The organism is Sulfitobacter undariae, assembly GCF_014196805.1.
GTDB lineage: Bacteria > Pseudomonadota > Alphaproteobacteria > Rhodobacterales > Rhodobacteraceae > Sulfitobacter > Sulfitobacter undariae.
Genome location: NZ_JACIEI010000002.1, coordinates 57,358 through 73,494 on the forward strand (window position 1 = coordinate 57,358; position 16,137 = coordinate 73,494).

11 protein-coding genes, 1 tRNA gene and 1 pseudogene are annotated in these 16,137 nt (G+C 52.7%); 10 read left to right on the forward strand and 3 right to left on the reverse strand.

What is annotated here, in order from left to right; translation table 11 throughout:
* The first annotated feature begins 84 nt into the window (after positions 1–84).
* A complete protein-coding gene (gene rpoC, locus GGR95_RS03670) occupies positions 85–4,335 on the forward strand; it encodes a DNA-directed RNA polymerase subunit beta' (RefSeq protein ID WP_184562923.1) in 4,251 nt (1,416 codons plus the stop codon).
* Positions 4,336–4,492: 157 nt separating this feature from the next.
* Entirely contained in the window at positions 4,493–5,362 is an 870-nt protein-coding gene (locus tag GGR95_RS03675) for a DMT family transporter (RefSeq protein WP_184562925.1), read from the forward strand.
* Here GGR95_RS03675 and GGR95_RS19140 read toward each other — a convergent pair.
* Both GGR95_RS19140 and GGR95_RS03690 read right to left on the reverse strand, forming a co-directional pair.
* Positions 5,348–6,159 (reverse strand): annotated as a pseudogene (locus GGR95_RS19140) (putative rhamnosyl transferase). The gene GGR95_RS03675 and the pseudogene GGR95_RS19140 sit on opposite strands and share 15 nt — an antisense overlap.
* A 1-nt stretch (position 6,160) precedes the next feature.
* Positions 6,161–6,967, reverse strand: a complete 807-nt coding sequence (locus GGR95_RS03690) for a putative rhamnosyl transferase (protein ID WP_184563684.1) — start codon at positions 6,965–6,967, stop codon at positions 6,161–6,163.
* Positions 6,968–7,319: 352 nt separating this feature from the next.
* Between GGR95_RS03690 and rpsL the strand changes: the two genes are divergently transcribed.
* The 7 genes from rpsL to GGR95_RS03725 all read left to right on the forward strand — a co-directional run bounded on the left by rpsL (position 7,320) and on the right by GGR95_RS03725 (position 13,591).
* Positions 7,320–7,691 (forward strand): 30S ribosomal protein S12, encoded by a 372-nt coding sequence (gene rpsL, locus GGR95_RS03695; RefSeq protein ID WP_184562946.1) that lies wholly within the window; start codon positions 7,320–7,322, stop codon positions 7,689–7,691.
* Between the two features lie 93 nt (positions 7,692–7,784).
* Entirely contained in the window at positions 7,785–8,255 is a 471-nt protein-coding gene (gene rpsG / locus GGR95_RS03700) for a 30S ribosomal protein S7 (protein ID WP_184562948.1), read from the forward strand.
* A gap of 77 nt (positions 8,256–8,332) precedes the next feature.
* Positions 8,333–10,450 (forward strand): elongation factor G, encoded by a 2,118-nt coding sequence (gene fusA / locus GGR95_RS03705; RefSeq protein WP_184562949.1) that lies wholly within the window; start codon positions 8,333–8,335, stop codon positions 10,448–10,450.
* Between the two features lie 97 nt (positions 10,451–10,547).
* On the forward strand, positions 10,548–11,723 hold the full coding sequence (gene tuf, locus GGR95_RS03710; protein ID WP_184562054.1) for an elongation factor Tu: 1,176 nt from the start codon (positions 10,548–10,550) through the stop codon (positions 11,721–11,723).
* A gap of 182 nt (positions 11,724–11,905) precedes the next feature.
* Positions 11,906–12,661 carry a hypothetical protein gene (locus GGR95_RS03715; RefSeq protein ID WP_184562950.1) on the forward strand — a complete coding sequence of 252 codons (756 nt, stop codon included), beginning with the start codon at positions 11,906–11,908 and terminating at the stop codon, positions 12,659–12,661.
* A gap of 32 nt (positions 12,662–12,693) precedes the next feature.
* On the forward strand, positions 12,694–13,389 hold the full coding sequence (locus GGR95_RS03720) for a CatB-related O-acetyltransferase (RefSeq protein ID WP_184562951.1): 696 nt from the start codon (positions 12,694–12,696) through the stop codon (positions 13,387–13,389).
* A gap of 126 nt (positions 13,390–13,515) precedes the next feature.
* A tRNA-Trp gene (locus GGR95_RS03725) sits at positions 13,516–13,591 on the forward strand.
* A 422-nt stretch (positions 13,592–14,013) separates the two neighbouring features.
* Here GGR95_RS03725 and GGR95_RS03730 read toward each other — a convergent pair.
* Positions 14,014–14,877: a LysR family transcriptional regulator gene (locus GGR95_RS03730; RefSeq protein ID WP_184562952.1), complete on the reverse strand. Its 864-nt coding sequence runs from the start codon at positions 14,875–14,877 to the stop codon at positions 14,014–14,016.
* A gap of 107 nt (positions 14,878–14,984) precedes the next feature.
* Here GGR95_RS03730 and GGR95_RS03735 point away from each other — a divergent pair, with 107 nt between their 5' ends.
* On the forward strand, positions 14,985–16,136 hold the full coding sequence (locus GGR95_RS03735; protein WP_184562953.1) for an ABC transporter ATP-binding protein: 1,152 nt from the start codon (positions 14,985–14,987) through the stop codon (positions 16,134–16,136).
* Position 16,137 lies beyond the last annotated feature (1 nt).

Below are 16,137 nucleotides of genomic sequence, written 5' to 3' on the forward strand. Positions count from 1 at the left end.
CGGAATTTAACATTCCAGACTGCCCTTTGAGAGAAGGGCAGTCCCTCTCTCCACCGCTTTCGAGAATAAATCTAAGGATTGAAAATGAACCAGGAACTTACAAACAACCCGTTCAACCCGGTTGCACCTACAAAAACGTTTGACGAGATCAAGGTTTCCCTTGCTTCGCCAGAGCGTATTTTGTCGTGGTCTTTCGGTGAGATCAAAAAGCCAGAAACCATCAACTATCGTACGTTCAAGCCAGAGCGTGACGGTCTGTTCTGTGCGCGTATCTTTGGACCAATCAAAGACTACGAATGTCTGTGCGGCAAATACAAACGCATGAAGTATCGCGGCGTTGTCTGCGAAAAATGTGGTGTTGAAGTTACGCTGCAAAAAGTGCGCCGTGACCGTATGGGCCACATCGAACTGGCATCGCCAGTGGCACACATCTGGTTCCTCAAGTCTCTGCCATCGCGGATTGGCTTGATGCTGGACATGACCCTGCGTGATCTTGAGCGTGTTCTCTACTTTGAAAACTACGTTGTCATCGAGCCGGGCCTGACGGACCTCACCTACGGTCAAATGCTGACCGAAGAAGAGTATATGGATGCGCAAGACGGCTATGGCATGGATGCGTTCACCGCTAACATCGGTGCAGAAGCGATCCGTGAAATGCTGGCCGCGATCGACCTCGAAGCCGAGGCCGACCAACTGCGTGAAGAGCTGAAAGTCGCCACAGGTGAGTTGAAGCCGAAGAAGATCATCAAACGCCTCAAAGTGGTTGAGTCCTTCCTTGAATCTGGCAACCGTCCTGAGTGGATGGTTCTGACAGTGATCCCCGTGATCCCGCCAGAACTGCGCCCACTGGTACCGCTGGATGGTGGCCGCTTTGCGACCTCCGATCTGAACGACCTGTACCGCCGCGTAATCAACCGTAACAACCGTTTGAAGCGTCTGATCGAACTGCGCGCGCCCGATATCATCGTGCGTAACGAAAAACGTATGTTGCAGGAATCTGTGGATGCGTTGTTTGACAACGGCCGTCGTGGCCGTGTGATCACGGGTGCCAACAAACGTCCGTTGAAATCACTCTCCGACATGCTGAAAGGTAAGCAAGGTCGCTTCCGTCAGAACCTTTTGGGTAAGCGCGTCGACTTCTCTGGCCGATCAGTCATTGTGACGGGCCCCGAGTTGAAGCTGCACCAATGTGGTCTGCCGAAAAAGATGGCCTTGGAGCTGTTCAAGCCGTTCATCTACTCGCGCCTTGAAGCAAAAGGTCTGTCTTCGACAGTCAAGCAAGCCAAAAAGCTGGTGGAAAAAGAGCGTCCCGAAGTGTGGGACATCTTGGATGAAGTTATCCGCGAACACCCAGTCATGCTGAACCGTGCGCCTACCTTGCACCGTCTTGGTATTCAGGCGTTTGAACCCGTCTTGATCGAGGGTAAAGCCATCCAGCTGCACCCGCTGGTTTGTTCGGCCTTTAACGCTGACTTTGACGGCGACCAAATGGCGGTTCACGTGCCGCTTTCGCTGGAAGCCCAGCTGGAAGCACGCGTCTTGATGATGTCCACGAACAACGTTCTGTCGCCTGCAAACGGCGCGCCGATCATTGTTCCTTCACAGGATATGATCTTGGGCCTCTATTACGTCACGCTTGAGCGTGAAGGTATGAAAGGTCAGGGCAAAGTGTTCGGCACCGTCGACGAAGTGCAGCACGCACTCGACGCGGGTGAAGTACATCTGCACGCCAAAATCCAAGCGCGGATCAAACAGATCGATAACGAAGGCAACGAAGTTATCATTCGTTTCGACACCACTCCGGGCCGTATGCGTCTGGGTGCCTTGCTGCCGCTGAACGCAAAAGCGCCGTTTGACCTGGTCAACCGTTTGCTGCGTAAGAAAGAAGTGCAGCAGGTCATCGATACGGTTTACCGTTATTGTGGTCAGAAAGAATCCGTCATCTTCTGTGACCAGATCATGACATTGGGTTTCCGCGAAGCTTTCAAAGCCGGGATTTCGTTTGGTAAAGACGACATGTTGATCCCAGACAGCAAATGGCCACTGGTTGAAGAAACCCGTGACCAAGTGCGCGACTTTGAACAGCAGTACATGGACGGCCTGATTACTCAGGGTGAAAAGTACAACAAAGTGGTCGATGCATGGTCAAAGTGTAACGACAAAGTCACCGACGCGATGATGGGTGCGATTTCCGATACCACATACGCCGAAGACGGTTCCGAAAATGAACCAAACTCGGTTTACATGATGGCTCACTCCGGTGCGCGTGGTTCGGTTACGCAGATGAAACAGCTGGGCGGTATGCGTGGTCTGATGGCCAAGCCGAACGGCGATATCATCGAAACACCGATCATTTCGAACTTTAAAGAAGGTCTGACCGTTCTTGAGTACTTCAACTCGACACACGGTGCGCGGAAAGGTCTGTCGGATACGGCTCTGAAAACGGCTAACTCCGGTTACCTGACACGTCGTCTGGTGGATGTGGCGCAAGATTGCATCGTTCGTATGCATGATTGTGGTACAGACGTTGCGATCACAGCAACCGCTGCGGTCAACGATGGCGAAGTTGTTTCTTCGCTGGCCGAGCGTCTGTTGGGTCGTGTTGTTGCAGAAGACATCATGCGTCCAGGTACAGAAGAAGTTCTGATCGCCAACGGCACAATCGTTGACGAACGTCTGGCTGACATCATCGACGAAGCCTCTGTTGCCTCTGCACGGATCCGTTCACCACTGACATGTGAGGCCGAAGAAGGCGTCTGCGCAATGTGCTACGGTCGTGACCTTGCACGTGGTACACTTGTGAACCAAGGTGAAGCGGTGGGTATCATCGCGGCGCAGTCGATTGGTGAACCGGGTACACAGCTGACAATGCGGACATTCCACATTGGTGGCGTTGCGCAGGGTGGCCAGCAGTCCTTCCAAGAAGCAGGTCAGGCCGGTAAAATCCGCTTTGAGAACAGCAACACGCTGCAAAACTCTTCGGATGAAACCATGGTCATGGGCCGCAACATGAAACTGTTGATCATCGATGAAAACGGTGATGAGCGAGCGAGCCACAAAGTGGGTTACGGTACCAAGCTGTTTGTCAAAGAGGGCCAGTCTATTGCCCGTGGCGACAAACTGTACGAATGGGACCCCTACACGCTGCCGATTATTGCGGAAGCCAAAGGTATTGCCAAACACGTCGATCTGATCTCAGGCATCTCTGTCAAAGACGAGACCGATGACGCGACAGGCATGACCCAGAAAATCGTGATCGATTGGCGCTCTGCCGCCAAAGGTAACGAGCTGAAGCCAGAAATCATTCTGGTTGATGCAGATGGTGAACCTGTCCGTAACTCTGCTGGCAATCCGATCACCTACCCGATGTCCGTAGACGCGATTATGTCTATGGAAGAAGGTAGCGACGTTGAAGCGGGTGACGTTCTGGCGCGTATTCCGCGTGAAGGCGCCAAGACCAAGGACATTACCGGTGGTCTGCCACGTGTTGCGGAACTCTTTGAGGCACGCCGCCCCAAAGACCACGCGATCATCGCGGAAATCGACGGCTATGTGCGTTACGGCAAAGACTACAAGAACAAGCGCCGCATCGCGATCGAGAGCTCGGAAGATCCGGATCACAAGGTCGAATACATGGTGCCCAAGGGCAAGCACATCCCAGTGGCCGAAGGCGACTTTGTCCAGAAGGGCGATTACATCATGGACGGCAATCCAGCGCCGCATGACATTCTCGCCATTATGGGTGTCGAAGCTTTGGCTGACTATATGATCGACGAAGTTCAGGACGTTTACCGCCTGCAAGGTGTGAAGATTAACGACAAACACATCGAAGTCATCGTGCGTCAAATGTTGCAGAAATGGGAAATCCAGGAATCTGGTGATACCACGCTGCTCAAAGGCGAACACGTAGACAAGCTGGAATTCGACCAAGCCAACGAAAAGGCGATCTCTAAAGGGGGCCGTGTTGCCAAAGGCGAACCGATCCTCTTGGGTATCACCAAGGCGTCGCTGCAAACCCGCAGCTTCATCTCGGCGGCATCCTTCCAAGAGACCACACGTGTTCTGACCGAGGCATCTGTCCAAGGTAAGCGCGATAAACTGGTTGGCTTGAAAGAGAACGTCATCGTGGGTCGTCTGATCCCTGCGGGTACTGGTGGGGCAACCCAACAGATGCGCCGTGTGGCTGCTGATCGTGATAACGTTGTTGTCGAAGCACGCCGTATCGAAGCGGAAAAAGCTGCTGCACTTGCTGCACCAGTTGCGCCTGCGTCCGATGTGGTTGGCGGCGATGTGTTCTCTGACACGTCCGGGTTTGACGAGGAAAGCCGCGATTAAGTCGCGCCTTTTCTAACTGATCTGATAGGCCCCCGTATCCCAAGGATGCGGGGGCTTTTCTGTTTGCGGGTGGTTTGAAATACGAGAGAACTGCATGCTATGGATTGCTCTGTCTGTGATGTTCGCGCACAGTCCAAGGGAAGCATAGGAATGACCGATGTCCCCAAATACTGCCGGTGCGTTACTCATGATGGCCTCTATGGCTGCGTTTGTTACAAATGACACTTTTCTAAAACTGACAGGTGGCACATTGCCCCTGTTTCAGTTGGTTTTTATGCGCAGCATTATGGGAACCATACTCATCCTCATAGTAGCGCGAAGCCTCGGACCTTTGCGCCTCTATGCCTCAACGCATGACAAATGGGTTATCGTTCTGCGGAGTTTGGCCGAGGTTCTGACAGCCTATCTATTTCTCAACGCGTTGTTCCACATGCCATTGGGGAACCTCACCGCGATCATGCAGGTTGTGCCGCTTACAGTAACACTCGGCTCTGCGCTGATCTTTCGCGAAGCTGTGGGTTGGCGCCGCATGCTGGCCATTGCCGTAGGGCTAGGGGGGGTGTTGCTGATTATCCGCCCAGGTGGCGATGGTTTTAATGTGTGGTCAATCTATGCGCTGGGGGCTGTTGCTGGCGTCACTGTGCGTGACCTTATAACGCGTAGTCTGTCACATGAAGTCTCGGGCATGACGGTTACGCTGGGCACTATGGTATGTGTCCTTATCGCGACGGGCCTTGCTTCGCTTACGGAGGAATGGCAGCCCGTCTCAGGTGAATCTGTGAAATTCATTGGCGGCGCCGCTGTCTTTGTCTCCATCGGGTATTTTGCGGGCATTCAGGCCATGCGTAGGGGTGATGTCGCCTTTAACGCGCCATTTCGCTATACGGGATTGATCGCCGCGATGATCATCGGATTTCTTGTGTTCGACGAAGTCCCCAAACCTCTGACGTTTCTTGGCGCGGGCATAGTCATGACGACAGGCTTGTTCACCTTCTACCGCGAGCGCAAGCTGTCAAAGAGCGCGTGAGAACACCTCTCGTACATGGCTGTCCTTGATCCCGAAGGTCGCCTCGATATGGGCTGCCTGCGCGGCGGACACGGGTTGGTAATCAAAGTCGTTCTTACTGCTCTTCATCCGGCTGTCGTTATAGCCATTATGGCCGCGCAGCATCATGTCTTCACCTGTGTAGGTGAGTGTGGGCATAGTTTTCCACAGATTGTGATGGCCGTGGCTCATGATGGTATCATCGCTACCCGCCTGCACGATAATCCCCAGTGCAATGGCCGAATAGGGGTAATGATAGGGCCAAAGCTTCAGCCCCTCTCGGTCAGCCTTAAAGACATAGCCTTGGTTGAAGTCGATCGCGACCGAACTGTGCCGCGCGGTAATTGCGCTTAAATCACGCGCGGCCTGCTTGAACTTCTCAACAAAGCTCAATGCCATTGCATCATCGTCGTCCAGCCGGAATTGCAGGCATGGTGTGTCAGGGGGCCTCGCCAATTATTGATGGCTTTTGCCATAATCTTGCGATGTGGCCGCGGCGGAAATTGTTTAATCACACATTGTGGGACATGCGCAGTGAGATCCTGTAACCGCTTGAGGTGTTGGGGAGGGAGCCACTTTCCAGTTACAATAAGAAAGGTAAAGTCGGGATCGGTTTGCGCCGCGACACTGGGAAGGGTGATGGCTTCGAACAGGAGAAAGCGTTCTTCTATACGGGCGTCGTCAAAAAGGTATGCAGCCACGTCAGTCTGGTTGTCCCGTCCATTCTGAAAACCGCCACGCCCGACACATGAGAACCGGCAGAGCCCGACTGTTCGCATCTTAACTGCCCTTAAAAATTTGCTGAACGTGGTCGATGTCTATGGCAAAGCGTTTGTGAAATCTCTTGGCATCTTCAAAACTCAACGGTGTGACCTGCACACCTTTGACTGCTTTTTGTCTACTGTCATTGGATTCATTATGTCCACGTACAAACATCCGCGGTTCATCAAAGCTGACGGCGGGCATGAAGCGATTGATCTTGTTATGGGCAAAATTCATGATCGTCAGGTGACAATCGCCCTTCACCCACATGCCAAGAGCCGCGACATCAAAAGGCCGAAAGATTTCCGTGGCCGCAATACCATCTGCGCTGTACTCGGCGATGTAACCTTTGGTCCAGTCAAACGCGACGGATTTATGCTGGGCAGTCAGTACGGCACAATCCGCTGCCGCTTTACGCAAGCGTTCAACAAAATCCACAGCAACAGCGTCATCATCGTCCAACCGAAATTGCAGGCAAGGCTGTGAAAAATCGCGCCGTGCGGCGTTTAGAATTTGTTTCATCACTTCGCGTTGCGGGCGCGGAGGTTCGGCATGGATGCAGGCCTGCGGGATATCTGAAATCAGAGCTTCAAGCCGCTTCACGTGGTGGGCGGGAAGTTGATCACCGATGACGATGATCAATTCAAAGTCAGAATCGGTCTGGGCGTGGAGAGAGGGCAGGGCCACTGCCTCAAACAACCGGAACCTTTCCTCCAAGCGGGACTCACTATAAAGATACGCGATCCGCTCTTCTATGGTGTCGTGATCAACCTGAAACCCGCCAATTGCGGGGTATGAAAACCGGCATAGACCAATTACTTGCAGTGTCACGGCATCCCTCATTCGCTTTTTGCGAACTATGGAGGGGTAAGGCAGTGCTTGGCAAGGGATGGCTGGTATTGACACGTCTGGCGACTCTGCGTATATGCCCAATATCTCGCTAATGGGGGTCGCCCCTGACGCGCATATCATATCGCATGTGGTCAAGATCCAGGCCGCCTTAATTGGCCCGATCCTCTGAAAGCATAGCCGCCTCGCTTACCTCGGTACGGAAGCGTCGCGGCCATATTGCTTTGGATCATGTGTTTCAGTCACGCTGCCGGACGCGCGCAGCATACTATTCACCGCAGGGGCTTTGCTTCTGCACTAAAGACAGCAACACGGGGATAAAACCGGAATGCCAACAATTCAGCAGCTGATCCGCAAACCGCGCCAGCCGAAACGCAAAACATCGAAATCCATGCACCTGCAGGAATGCCCGCAGAAGCGTGGCGTATGTACGCGCGTTTATACAACCACACCTAAAAAGCCTAACTCCGCGATGCGGAAAGTGGCCAAGGTTCGCTTGACCAACGGTTTTGAGGTCATCTCCTACATCGGCGGCGAAAGCCACAACCTTCAGGAACACTCTGTGGTTCTGATCCGTGGCGGCCGTGTAAAAGACCTTCCAGGTGTACGTTACCACGTCGTTCGCGGTGTTCTCGATACGCAAGGCGTTAAAGATCGTAAGCAGCGTCGCTCCAAGTACGGCGCCAAGCGTCCGAAGTAAGGTCATTGCTGGCCGGGTGCGTGTCATCCGGCTGTTACATTCCGACAATATGCAACGCCCAGCGATGCACCCCGCTAAGAGGAAGACAAAAAGATGTCACGCCGTCACGCCGCTGAAAAACGCGAAGTACTGCCAGACGCCAAGTTCGGCGATCTGGTTTTGACCAAATTCATGAACAACCTGATGATCGATGGTAAGAAATCGACCGCAGAGCGTATCGTGTACAACGCATTCGATCGCGTTGAAGCCAAAATCAAACGCGCACCAGTGGAAGTATTCCACGAAGCGCTTGAAAACATCCAGCCATCCGTCGAAGTGCGCTCGCGCCGCGTCGGTGGTGCGACTTATCAGGTTCCAGTAGAAGTTCGCCCAGAGCGCCGCGTTGCTCTTGCGATCCGCTGGTTGATCAAAGCCGCACGTGCGCGCAACGAAAATACCATGGAAGAGCGCCTTGCAGGCGAGCTGATGGACGCAGTTCAGTCCCGTGGTACAGCCGTTAAAAAGCGTGAAGATACGCATAAAATGGCCGACGCGAACAAAGCATTCAGCCACTACCGCTGGTAATATATCCATTGTCAGGGCTGCGATACGCGTAGCCCTGAACCTTTATCAAAGCAAAACCTCTTAAGGAAGCTTTACAAATGGCACGCGACTACACCCTCGAAAAATATCGTAACTTCGGTATTATCGCGCACATCGACGCTGGTAAAACCACCGTTTCCGAACGCATCCTGTTCTATACGGGCAAGAACCACACAATGGGCGAAACCCATGATGGTGCTGGCACGATGGACTGGATGGAGCAAGAGCAAGAGCGTGGCATTACGATCACCTCGGCTGCGACAACCACGTTCTGGGAACGTACCGAAACTGGCACCGAGCCAGACGGCCCAAAGCACCGCATGAACATCATTGACACACCAGGCCACGTTGACTTCACAATCGAAGTTGAGCGTTCGCTGGCTGTTCTCGATGGCGCGGTTGTGGTTCTTGACGGTAACGCTGGTGTTGAGCCGCAGACCGAAACCGTATGGCGTCAGGCTGACCGCTATAAAGTTCCGCGTATGGTTTTTGTTAACAAAATGGACAAAATCGGCGCAGACTTCTTTAACTGCGTTACCATGATCGAAGACCGCACTGGTGCGCGTGCTATTCCTATCGCACTGCCAATCGGCTCTGAAACCGCACTTGAAGGTTTGATTGATCTTGTGACCATGGAGGAATGGTTGTGGCAGGGCGAAGACCTTGGCGCGTCATGGATCAAAGCACCAATCCGTGCGGACCTTGCTGATGAAGCTGCTGAATGGCGCGAAAAGCTGCTTGAAGCCGCTGTTGAGCAAGACGACGATGCAATGGAAGCCTATCTTGAGGGCAACGAACCAGATGTGAAAACACTGCGCGCGTTGATCCGCAAATCTTGCCTTTCCTTGTCTTTCGTTCCTGTTCTTGGTGGTTCTGCGTTTAAGAACATCGGTGTTCAGCCGTTGCTGAACGCTGTTCTTGACTATCTGCCAAGCCCGCTGGACGTTGTTGATTACATGGGCTTTAAGCCAGGCGACGAAACAGAGACGCGTAACATCCCGCGCCGTGCCGACGACGATATGGCCTTCTCTGCGCTTGCGTTCAAAATCATGAACGACCCCTTCGTGGGTTCCTTGACCTTTACACGGATCTACTCCGGTAAATTGGCCAAGGGTGACACAATGCTCAACTCTACCAAGGGTAACAAAGAGCGTGTTGGTCGTATGATGATGATGCACTCCAACGAACGCGAGGAAATCAGCGAAGCGTTTGCTGGTGACATTATTGCGCTTGGCGGTTTGAAGAACACAACAACAGGTGACACAATCTGTGCACCAAACGACCCAGTTGTTCTTGAAACGATGACCTTCCCTGATCCAGTGATCGAGATCGCTGTCGAGCCAAAGACAAAAGCAGACCAAGAAAAGATGGGCATCGCCCTTCAGCGTCTGTCGGCAGAAGATCCATCCTTCCGTGTTGAGACCGATATTGAATCTGGTCAAACCATCATGAAGGGCATGGGCGAACTTCACCTCGACATCCTTGTTGATCGTATGAAGCGCGAATTCAAAGTTGAAGCCAACATTGGTGCGCCTCAGGTTGCTTACCGTGAGACCATCAGCCGCGAAGCTGAAATCACGTACACGCACAAGAAACAGTCGGGTGGTTCAGGTCAGTTTGCTGAAGTGAAGATGATCATCTCACCAACAGAGCCAGGCGAAGGTTACTCCTTTGAAAGCCGCGTTGTTGGCGGTTCGGTGCCAAAGGAATACATCCCAGGCGTCGAAAAGGGCATCAAATCTGTTATGGACTCCGGTCCATTGGCGGGCTTCCCAGTTATCGACTTCAAGGTTGCGCTCATCGAGGGCAAATACCACGATGTTGACTCCTCGGTTCTTGCATTCGAAATCGCGGCCCGTATGGGCATGCGTGAAGGTATGCGCAAAGCCGGTGCGAAGATGCTTGAGCCCATCATGAAAGTCGAAGTTGTCACACCAGAAGAATACACTGGTGGCATCATCGGCGATCTGACATCACGTCGCGGTCAGGTACAGGGTCAGGACACCCGCGGTAACGCGATTGCCATTGACGCATTTGTGCCTCTCGCGAACATGTTCGGCTACATCAACAACCTGCGCTCCATGTCTTCTGGCCGTGCGAACTTTACAATGCAGTTCGGTCACTACGATGCGGTCCCACAGAACCTCTCCGACGAGATTCAAGCCAAATTCGCTTAACAAGGACGGCTCGCAGCAGTGCTGCGGGCCTGTCCAAACGGTGGGCGACACGTCGCGCACTGCCTCTATCTGAATTGAACATTAAGGAGCCAACACCATGGCAAAGGCAAAGTTTGAACGTAACAAACCACACGTCAACATCGGCACAATTGGCCACGTTGACCACGGCAAAACGACACTGACAGCTGCGATCACGAAGTACTTCGGTGACTTCAAGGCGTACGATCAGATTGACGGCGCGCCCGAAGAAAAAGCACGTGGCATCACGATCTCCACAGCGCACGTTGAGTACGAAACCGAAGCACGTCACTATGCACACGTTGACTGCCCAGGCCACGCTGACTATGTGAAAAACATGATCACCGGTGCGGCGCAGATGGACGGCGCGATCCTTGTTGTGAACGCAGCAGACGGCCCAATGCCACAGACGCGCGAGCACATCCTGCTCGGCCGTCAGGTTGGCATCCCGTACATGGTTGTTTACATGAACAAAGTTGACCAAGTAGACGACGAAGAGCTGCTGGAACTGGTCGAAATGGAAATCCGTGAGCTGTTGTCTTCCTATGACTACCCTGGCGACGATATCCCAATCATCCCTGGTTCTGCACTTGCAGCCATGGAAGGCCGCGATCCAGAAATCGGTGAAGAATCCATCAAGAAATTGATGGCAGCTGTTGATGAATACATCCCGACACCAGCACGTGCTGTTGACCAGCCGTTCCTGATGCCAGTGGAAGACGTATTCTCGATCTCTGGTCGTGGTACAGTTGTGACAGGCCGTATCGAGCGTGGCGTGATCAACGTTGGCGACGAAATCGAAATCGTTGGTATCCGCGACACCAAGAAAACGACCTGCACAGGCGTTGAAATGTTCCGCAAGCTGCTGGACCGTGGTGAAGCAGGCGATAACGTTGGCGCATTGCTGCGTGGTGTTGACCGTGAAGGTGTTGAGCGTGGTCAGGTTCTTTGTAAGCCTGCGTCGGTTAAGCCGCACACCAAGTTCACAGCCGAGGCGTATATCCTCACCAAAGAAGAGGGTGGCCGTCACACGCCGTTCTTTGCGAACTACCGTCCACAGTTCTACTTCCGTACAACTGACGTGACCGGCACTGTTCAGCTTCCTGAAGGTACGGAAATGGTTATGCCAGGCGACAACCTTCAGTTCGACGTTGAGCTGATTGCACCAGTTGCGATGGAAGACGGTCTGCGCTTTGCGATCCGCGAAGGCGGCCGTACGGTTGGCGCGGGCGTTGTGTCCAAAATCAACGAATAATGAGGGCGAGGCGGGGCAACCCGCTTCCTCTGATATCTACAAAGGCCGCCCCCTAGGGGGCGGCCTTTTGCATGCGCTAGACAATAGCGTGCGTGGTCAGGCAAAATAGTATCGTAGTGTATGAGGTGAACATGTTTGGTCGATTGATAGTAAAATTGGTTCCGTGGTGGGTCTTCGCCTTCATGGGTGCTTCATTCGCTCCGACGACTGTAGGTTTTGTCCAAAGCTATCACCAATCCAAGTCCCTCATTGCAGACGCGCGACAGGCTGATGCGCCTCCCTTGGTGGCGGTGTCCAATTTTTCACGCGACTCGGGTGTGGCGCTTTTGGATGAGGTGTATCTACAAGGTGAACTCCGCGAAGATGTTGGGCCCTATGAGAAAGCGCAGAAAGGTGTGAATTTCTCCTATCTGGCCCTTCAAGACGGGTCTGATTATGTGTTGCTATATTTTGAAAGCTATCTGACGGATCTGACGTTAGAGCGGCTGGCCAAGACCAAGGATACTGGCGGTCGCGTGCAGGTGCGCGGGTTTTTGGCACCACGCTACCGCGCTGCGCCGCCTAAGGAATGGTTGGCGAAATTCGGAGCAGGTGCAAAGTACAAAGCCATCGTTGAGCCATATTTTGGTACACGCGAAGCTGCTATCAGTGAACAAGCGCAAGATGGTCTGATGATTGCAACCATTGCTGGGGTGATGAACCTTGCGTTGTTTTTTGTCGCGGCAATCAAGTTCCGTTCATGGCGCAAGCTGGTTGCCGTGAGACGTCCTGCAAAACCGAAACTTCCAACCAAAGCACCGCCGTTACCGATGCCAAAGGCTGGCGCAATCGAACGCGCGAGAAAAATAACCGAATTGGCCGTAGTCAGCACTCCTCAAAAGCAGGATAAATTTCAAGATGGGCCGATCAAGTCTAAGACGGGGTGGTTTCGCAAATAGCTGCGGCTGCTAAAATTGACATAGGAGACCTCATGACAGACAGTTCGTCCCGCTTTCCATCACCGACAGAGCTGCATCCGATTCAGCTTCCTGATGGCAGCAGCCATGGGGGCACAGTGTTTCTTGCCGCGGCCATCAGCCACCCACAGTTTGAGGTTGGCGCATATACTTATGCAAGTGCCTTTGATCCGCCAGCCGATTGGGCTGCGCGTTTGGCACCCTATCTGTTCGATTTCAGCCCTGAGAAGTTGCAGATTGGCAAATTCTGTCAGATTGCCGACGGGGTCCAGTTTATAACATCTTCCGCCAATCACCGCTATGATGGCATATCATCTTTCCCCTTTGCGGTATTCGGTGGCGGCGCCCGCGAGGGCCGCGCGTCCATGCCTGCTGCGGGCCCGGATACCTCGATCGGGCATGATGTTTGGATCGGTCAGGGTGCTCTAATCTTGCCCGGCGCGAACATCGGTAATGGCGTGATCGTAGGCGCTGGGGCCGTGGTGGCGGGGGATGTGCCTGCTTATAGCATTGTTGCGGGTAATCCGGCGACCACGTTGCGCCGTCGCTTCACAACAGGCCAGATCGCCATTTTAGAGCGCATTTGCTGGTGGGATTGGCCTATAGAACACATCCTGAGGCATGAAGCTTCAATCTGCGGTGGGGACGTAGATGCATTGGCTGCAGCAACTCCTTCAAAGGATTCGGGGGCCGCTGATAAGGCGCCATAAGCGTGAGTTGGTAGGATAAATTTTGGGACTCCGTATGAAACATAGGGAATCCGTGAAAATATAAACGCTTGGGGCATGATGCCTCTTGATCCCAAGCCCGATCCAGACTACTCCATCCATCGGCATAGGGGTTTAGCTCAGTTGGTAGAGCATCGGTCTCCAAAACCGAGGGTCGTGGGTTCGAGTCCCTCAGCCCCTGCCAATTATCCAACAAAATCATATAATTACATTACGCCTCGCTAGGGGCGTATGATGCTTGTGAAAAAGTAGCTACTAAAGCTTGAACACTTTAGCCGAATCTTATGGCTTAGTAATATTCACGCTTTCCAACTTCGGCATGATCGCTCATGCAGGTCCTCAATTCCAGAATACTGGCATCGGGATTCGGTTTGAAAGGTAGCGCCGGATTTTTTGCGGACATTATCCTGCGTTCCGAATGGTGGGTGGGTTAGTATCGTCAACGGCACTACAATCAAACCGCATGGCTACGCCCATCACATCAGCACTGTGCAGGCTGTTCATACTGTAAAACCGCCAGCCTAACTCAATCATGCCCAGGAAAGGTTTCAACTTGATGTGGATTGAAGGCATTTCCTTCGAGTTTACTTCTCATGTTAGTCAAAATCACTTAACCATCGAAAAAAAAGCATCCGTGGCTCGGAGCTTACGCTTCGATGCCAAGCAAAATACGTCTTCTGAATGGGTTTCAGGCAGTTGCGTAACGGGTATCCGGACGACGCCATCACGTCGGGTGGATGCTGCATCAAACATAAACCCAATGCCTACGCCCTGCGCACAGGCTTCGTAGATTGCTTCACGTGCTTCGAGGACCAACAGAGGCCTGATATTTAAGTCGTATTTTTTCAAGACGGCATCCACTGCGCGTTGTGTTTGTGAATTCCCTGTTCGAAACAGGATCGGCTCACCAACTAATTCTTCAAGAGATAATTTTCGCCGCTGTGCAAGTGGATGGTCCTTTGGAACAAGCGCCACAATTTTTTGGGTGGTAAAAGGTTGCTTAATGATATCGTCGGCATCGGGCGCATCGGTTAGTAGGCCCAGATCGACTTTACGATACCTAACTGCGTTCACGACTTCTTGCCAGTTCCCAAATAGTAGCTGCAGCCGGACGCCTGGATATGATTTTTGAAATCGAGAAACGAGCTGCATGGCAGGTCCAGCGGCGCCGCAGGCGATGGAGAGTTCACCTACTTCAAGCATGTGGGCGCGGCTTAAAATTTCGGCGGCTTCTCTTTCAGTATCTCGCATAGATGCCGTGCGCTGAAAAAGTCTTCGACCGATCTGGGTAAGCACTGCGCCCGCCCCAGTTCTTTCAAACAGTTTAACGTCATAAGCTTTTTCGATGGTACGAATGTGAGCGGTTATGGCTGGCTGTGAGACGCCAAGTACACGTGCGGCATCGGAAAAACTGCCTTGGCTGGCGATTTCATTAAAGACGCGAATTTGAGAAGAACTGAGCCGTTTCATGTGATGATTTCGCTACCATACCCATAATCAAAACTTATATCGCGTCACCTGTATCGCACATTCACATTCTATACATCCCTCGAATCACAATTTTCTGGGGATGGCATATGGCCGAAGTATCAATCAAAGGTTTGCATAAGGCCTTTGGCGATGTTCAAATATTGAAGGGCATTGAGCTCAACATTGCCGATGGTGAATTTGTCTCTCTGGTGGGGCCTTCTGGTTGCGGCAAGTCGACCTTATTGCGCATTATCGCAGGGCTTGAGGAGGAAAGCGAAGGAAGCATTTCCATCAACAATGAACCTGTTTCAGGCATCCGTGCTTCGGATCGCAACCTGTCGATGGTTTTTCAGTCATACGCCCTATATCCGCACCTAAGCGTAGCAGAGAACATTGCGGTACCATTGCAGATGCGAAACTTGAATGGTTGGCAGCGCCTGCCGTTGGTGGGGCGTTTTATGTCAGGGGCCAAGGCGCGGACGCAGGAAATCACCGCCGCTGTCATGGAAGCGGCCCAAACCCTCGAGATTGAAGCACTTCTCAAGCGGAAGCCGGGGGAACTTTCTGGAGGTCAACGTCAGCGTGTTGCGCTTGGCCGCGCTCTCGTACGTAAACCTGCTGCCTTTCTCTTAGATGAGCCGCTCTCGAACCTTGATGCAAAATTGCGTGTTCACACGCGTACCGAGATTGCCGAACTGCATCGAAAACTAGGCGCTACGTTTATCTATGTGACCCACGATCAGGTAGAAGCAATGACGATGTCTGACCGGATTGCGGTCATGATGGGCGGGGAGATCTTACAATGTGCGCCGCCTCAAATTGTATACTCTGACCCTAATGATCTCCGAGTAGCCGAGTTCATCGGCTCACCCAAAATCAACGTTCTACCTGTTGAGGCTGGCGATGAAGGTCGCTTGTCGTTGATGGGGCGGTCATTGCCACTTTTGGCAGGTAGCCTTCGCGGGCCGCTTCAAATGGCTCTGCGACCCGAAATGCTGACGCTTTCGATGGTTGATCCTATGTTGAAAGGACGTGTCGTTCATTTGGAACACCTCGGCTCAGAGCTTTTTGCGCAAATAGTGATTGAAGATTTGGGGGTGAGACTGGTCATCAGGGCAGACCCCGCCAAATATGAAGCGCTGAAACCTGACCTGCATGTCGGTATGAATTTTGATCCCAATGCTGCTTTGTTTTTTGATGCCAATGGCAAACGTATTCGTCAGGTTGTCCCGGCAAAGCAACTTGCAGAGGCGGTTTGAA

Coding starts and splice junctions, on each gene's coding strand:
- rpoC (WP_184562923.1), top strand. CDS start 85: ATGAACCAGGAACTTACAAACAACCCGTTCAACCCGGTTGCACCTACA.
- GGR95_RS03675 (WP_184562925.1), top strand. CDS start 4,493: ATGTCCCCAAATACTGCCGGTGCGTTACTCATGATGGCCTCTATGGCT.
- rpsL (WP_184562946.1), top strand. CDS start 7,320: ATGCCAACAATTCAGCAGCTGATCCGCAAACCGCGCCAGCCGAAACGC.
- rpsG (WP_184562948.1), top strand. CDS start 7,785: ATGTCACGCCGTCACGCCGCTGAAAAACGCGAAGTACTGCCAGACGCC.
- fusA (WP_184562949.1), top strand. CDS start 8,333: ATGGCACGCGACTACACCCTCGAAAAATATCGTAACTTCGGTATTATC.
- tuf (WP_184562054.1), top strand. CDS start 10,548: ATGGCAAAGGCAAAGTTTGAACGTAACAAACCACACGTCAACATCGGC.
- GGR95_RS03715 (WP_184562950.1), top strand. CDS start 11,906: ATGGGTGCTTCATTCGCTCCGACGACTGTAGGTTTTGTCCAAAGCTAT.
- GGR95_RS03720 (WP_184562951.1), top strand. CDS start 12,694: ATGACAGACAGTTCGTCCCGCTTTCCATCACCGACAGAGCTGCATCCG.
- GGR95_RS03730 (WP_184562952.1), bottom strand. CDS start 14,877: ATGAAACGGCTCAGTTCTTCTCAAATTCGCGTCTTTAATGAAATCGCC.
- GGR95_RS03735 (WP_184562953.1), top strand. CDS start 14,985: ATGGCCGAAGTATCAATCAAAGGTTTGCATAAGGCCTTTGGCGATGTT.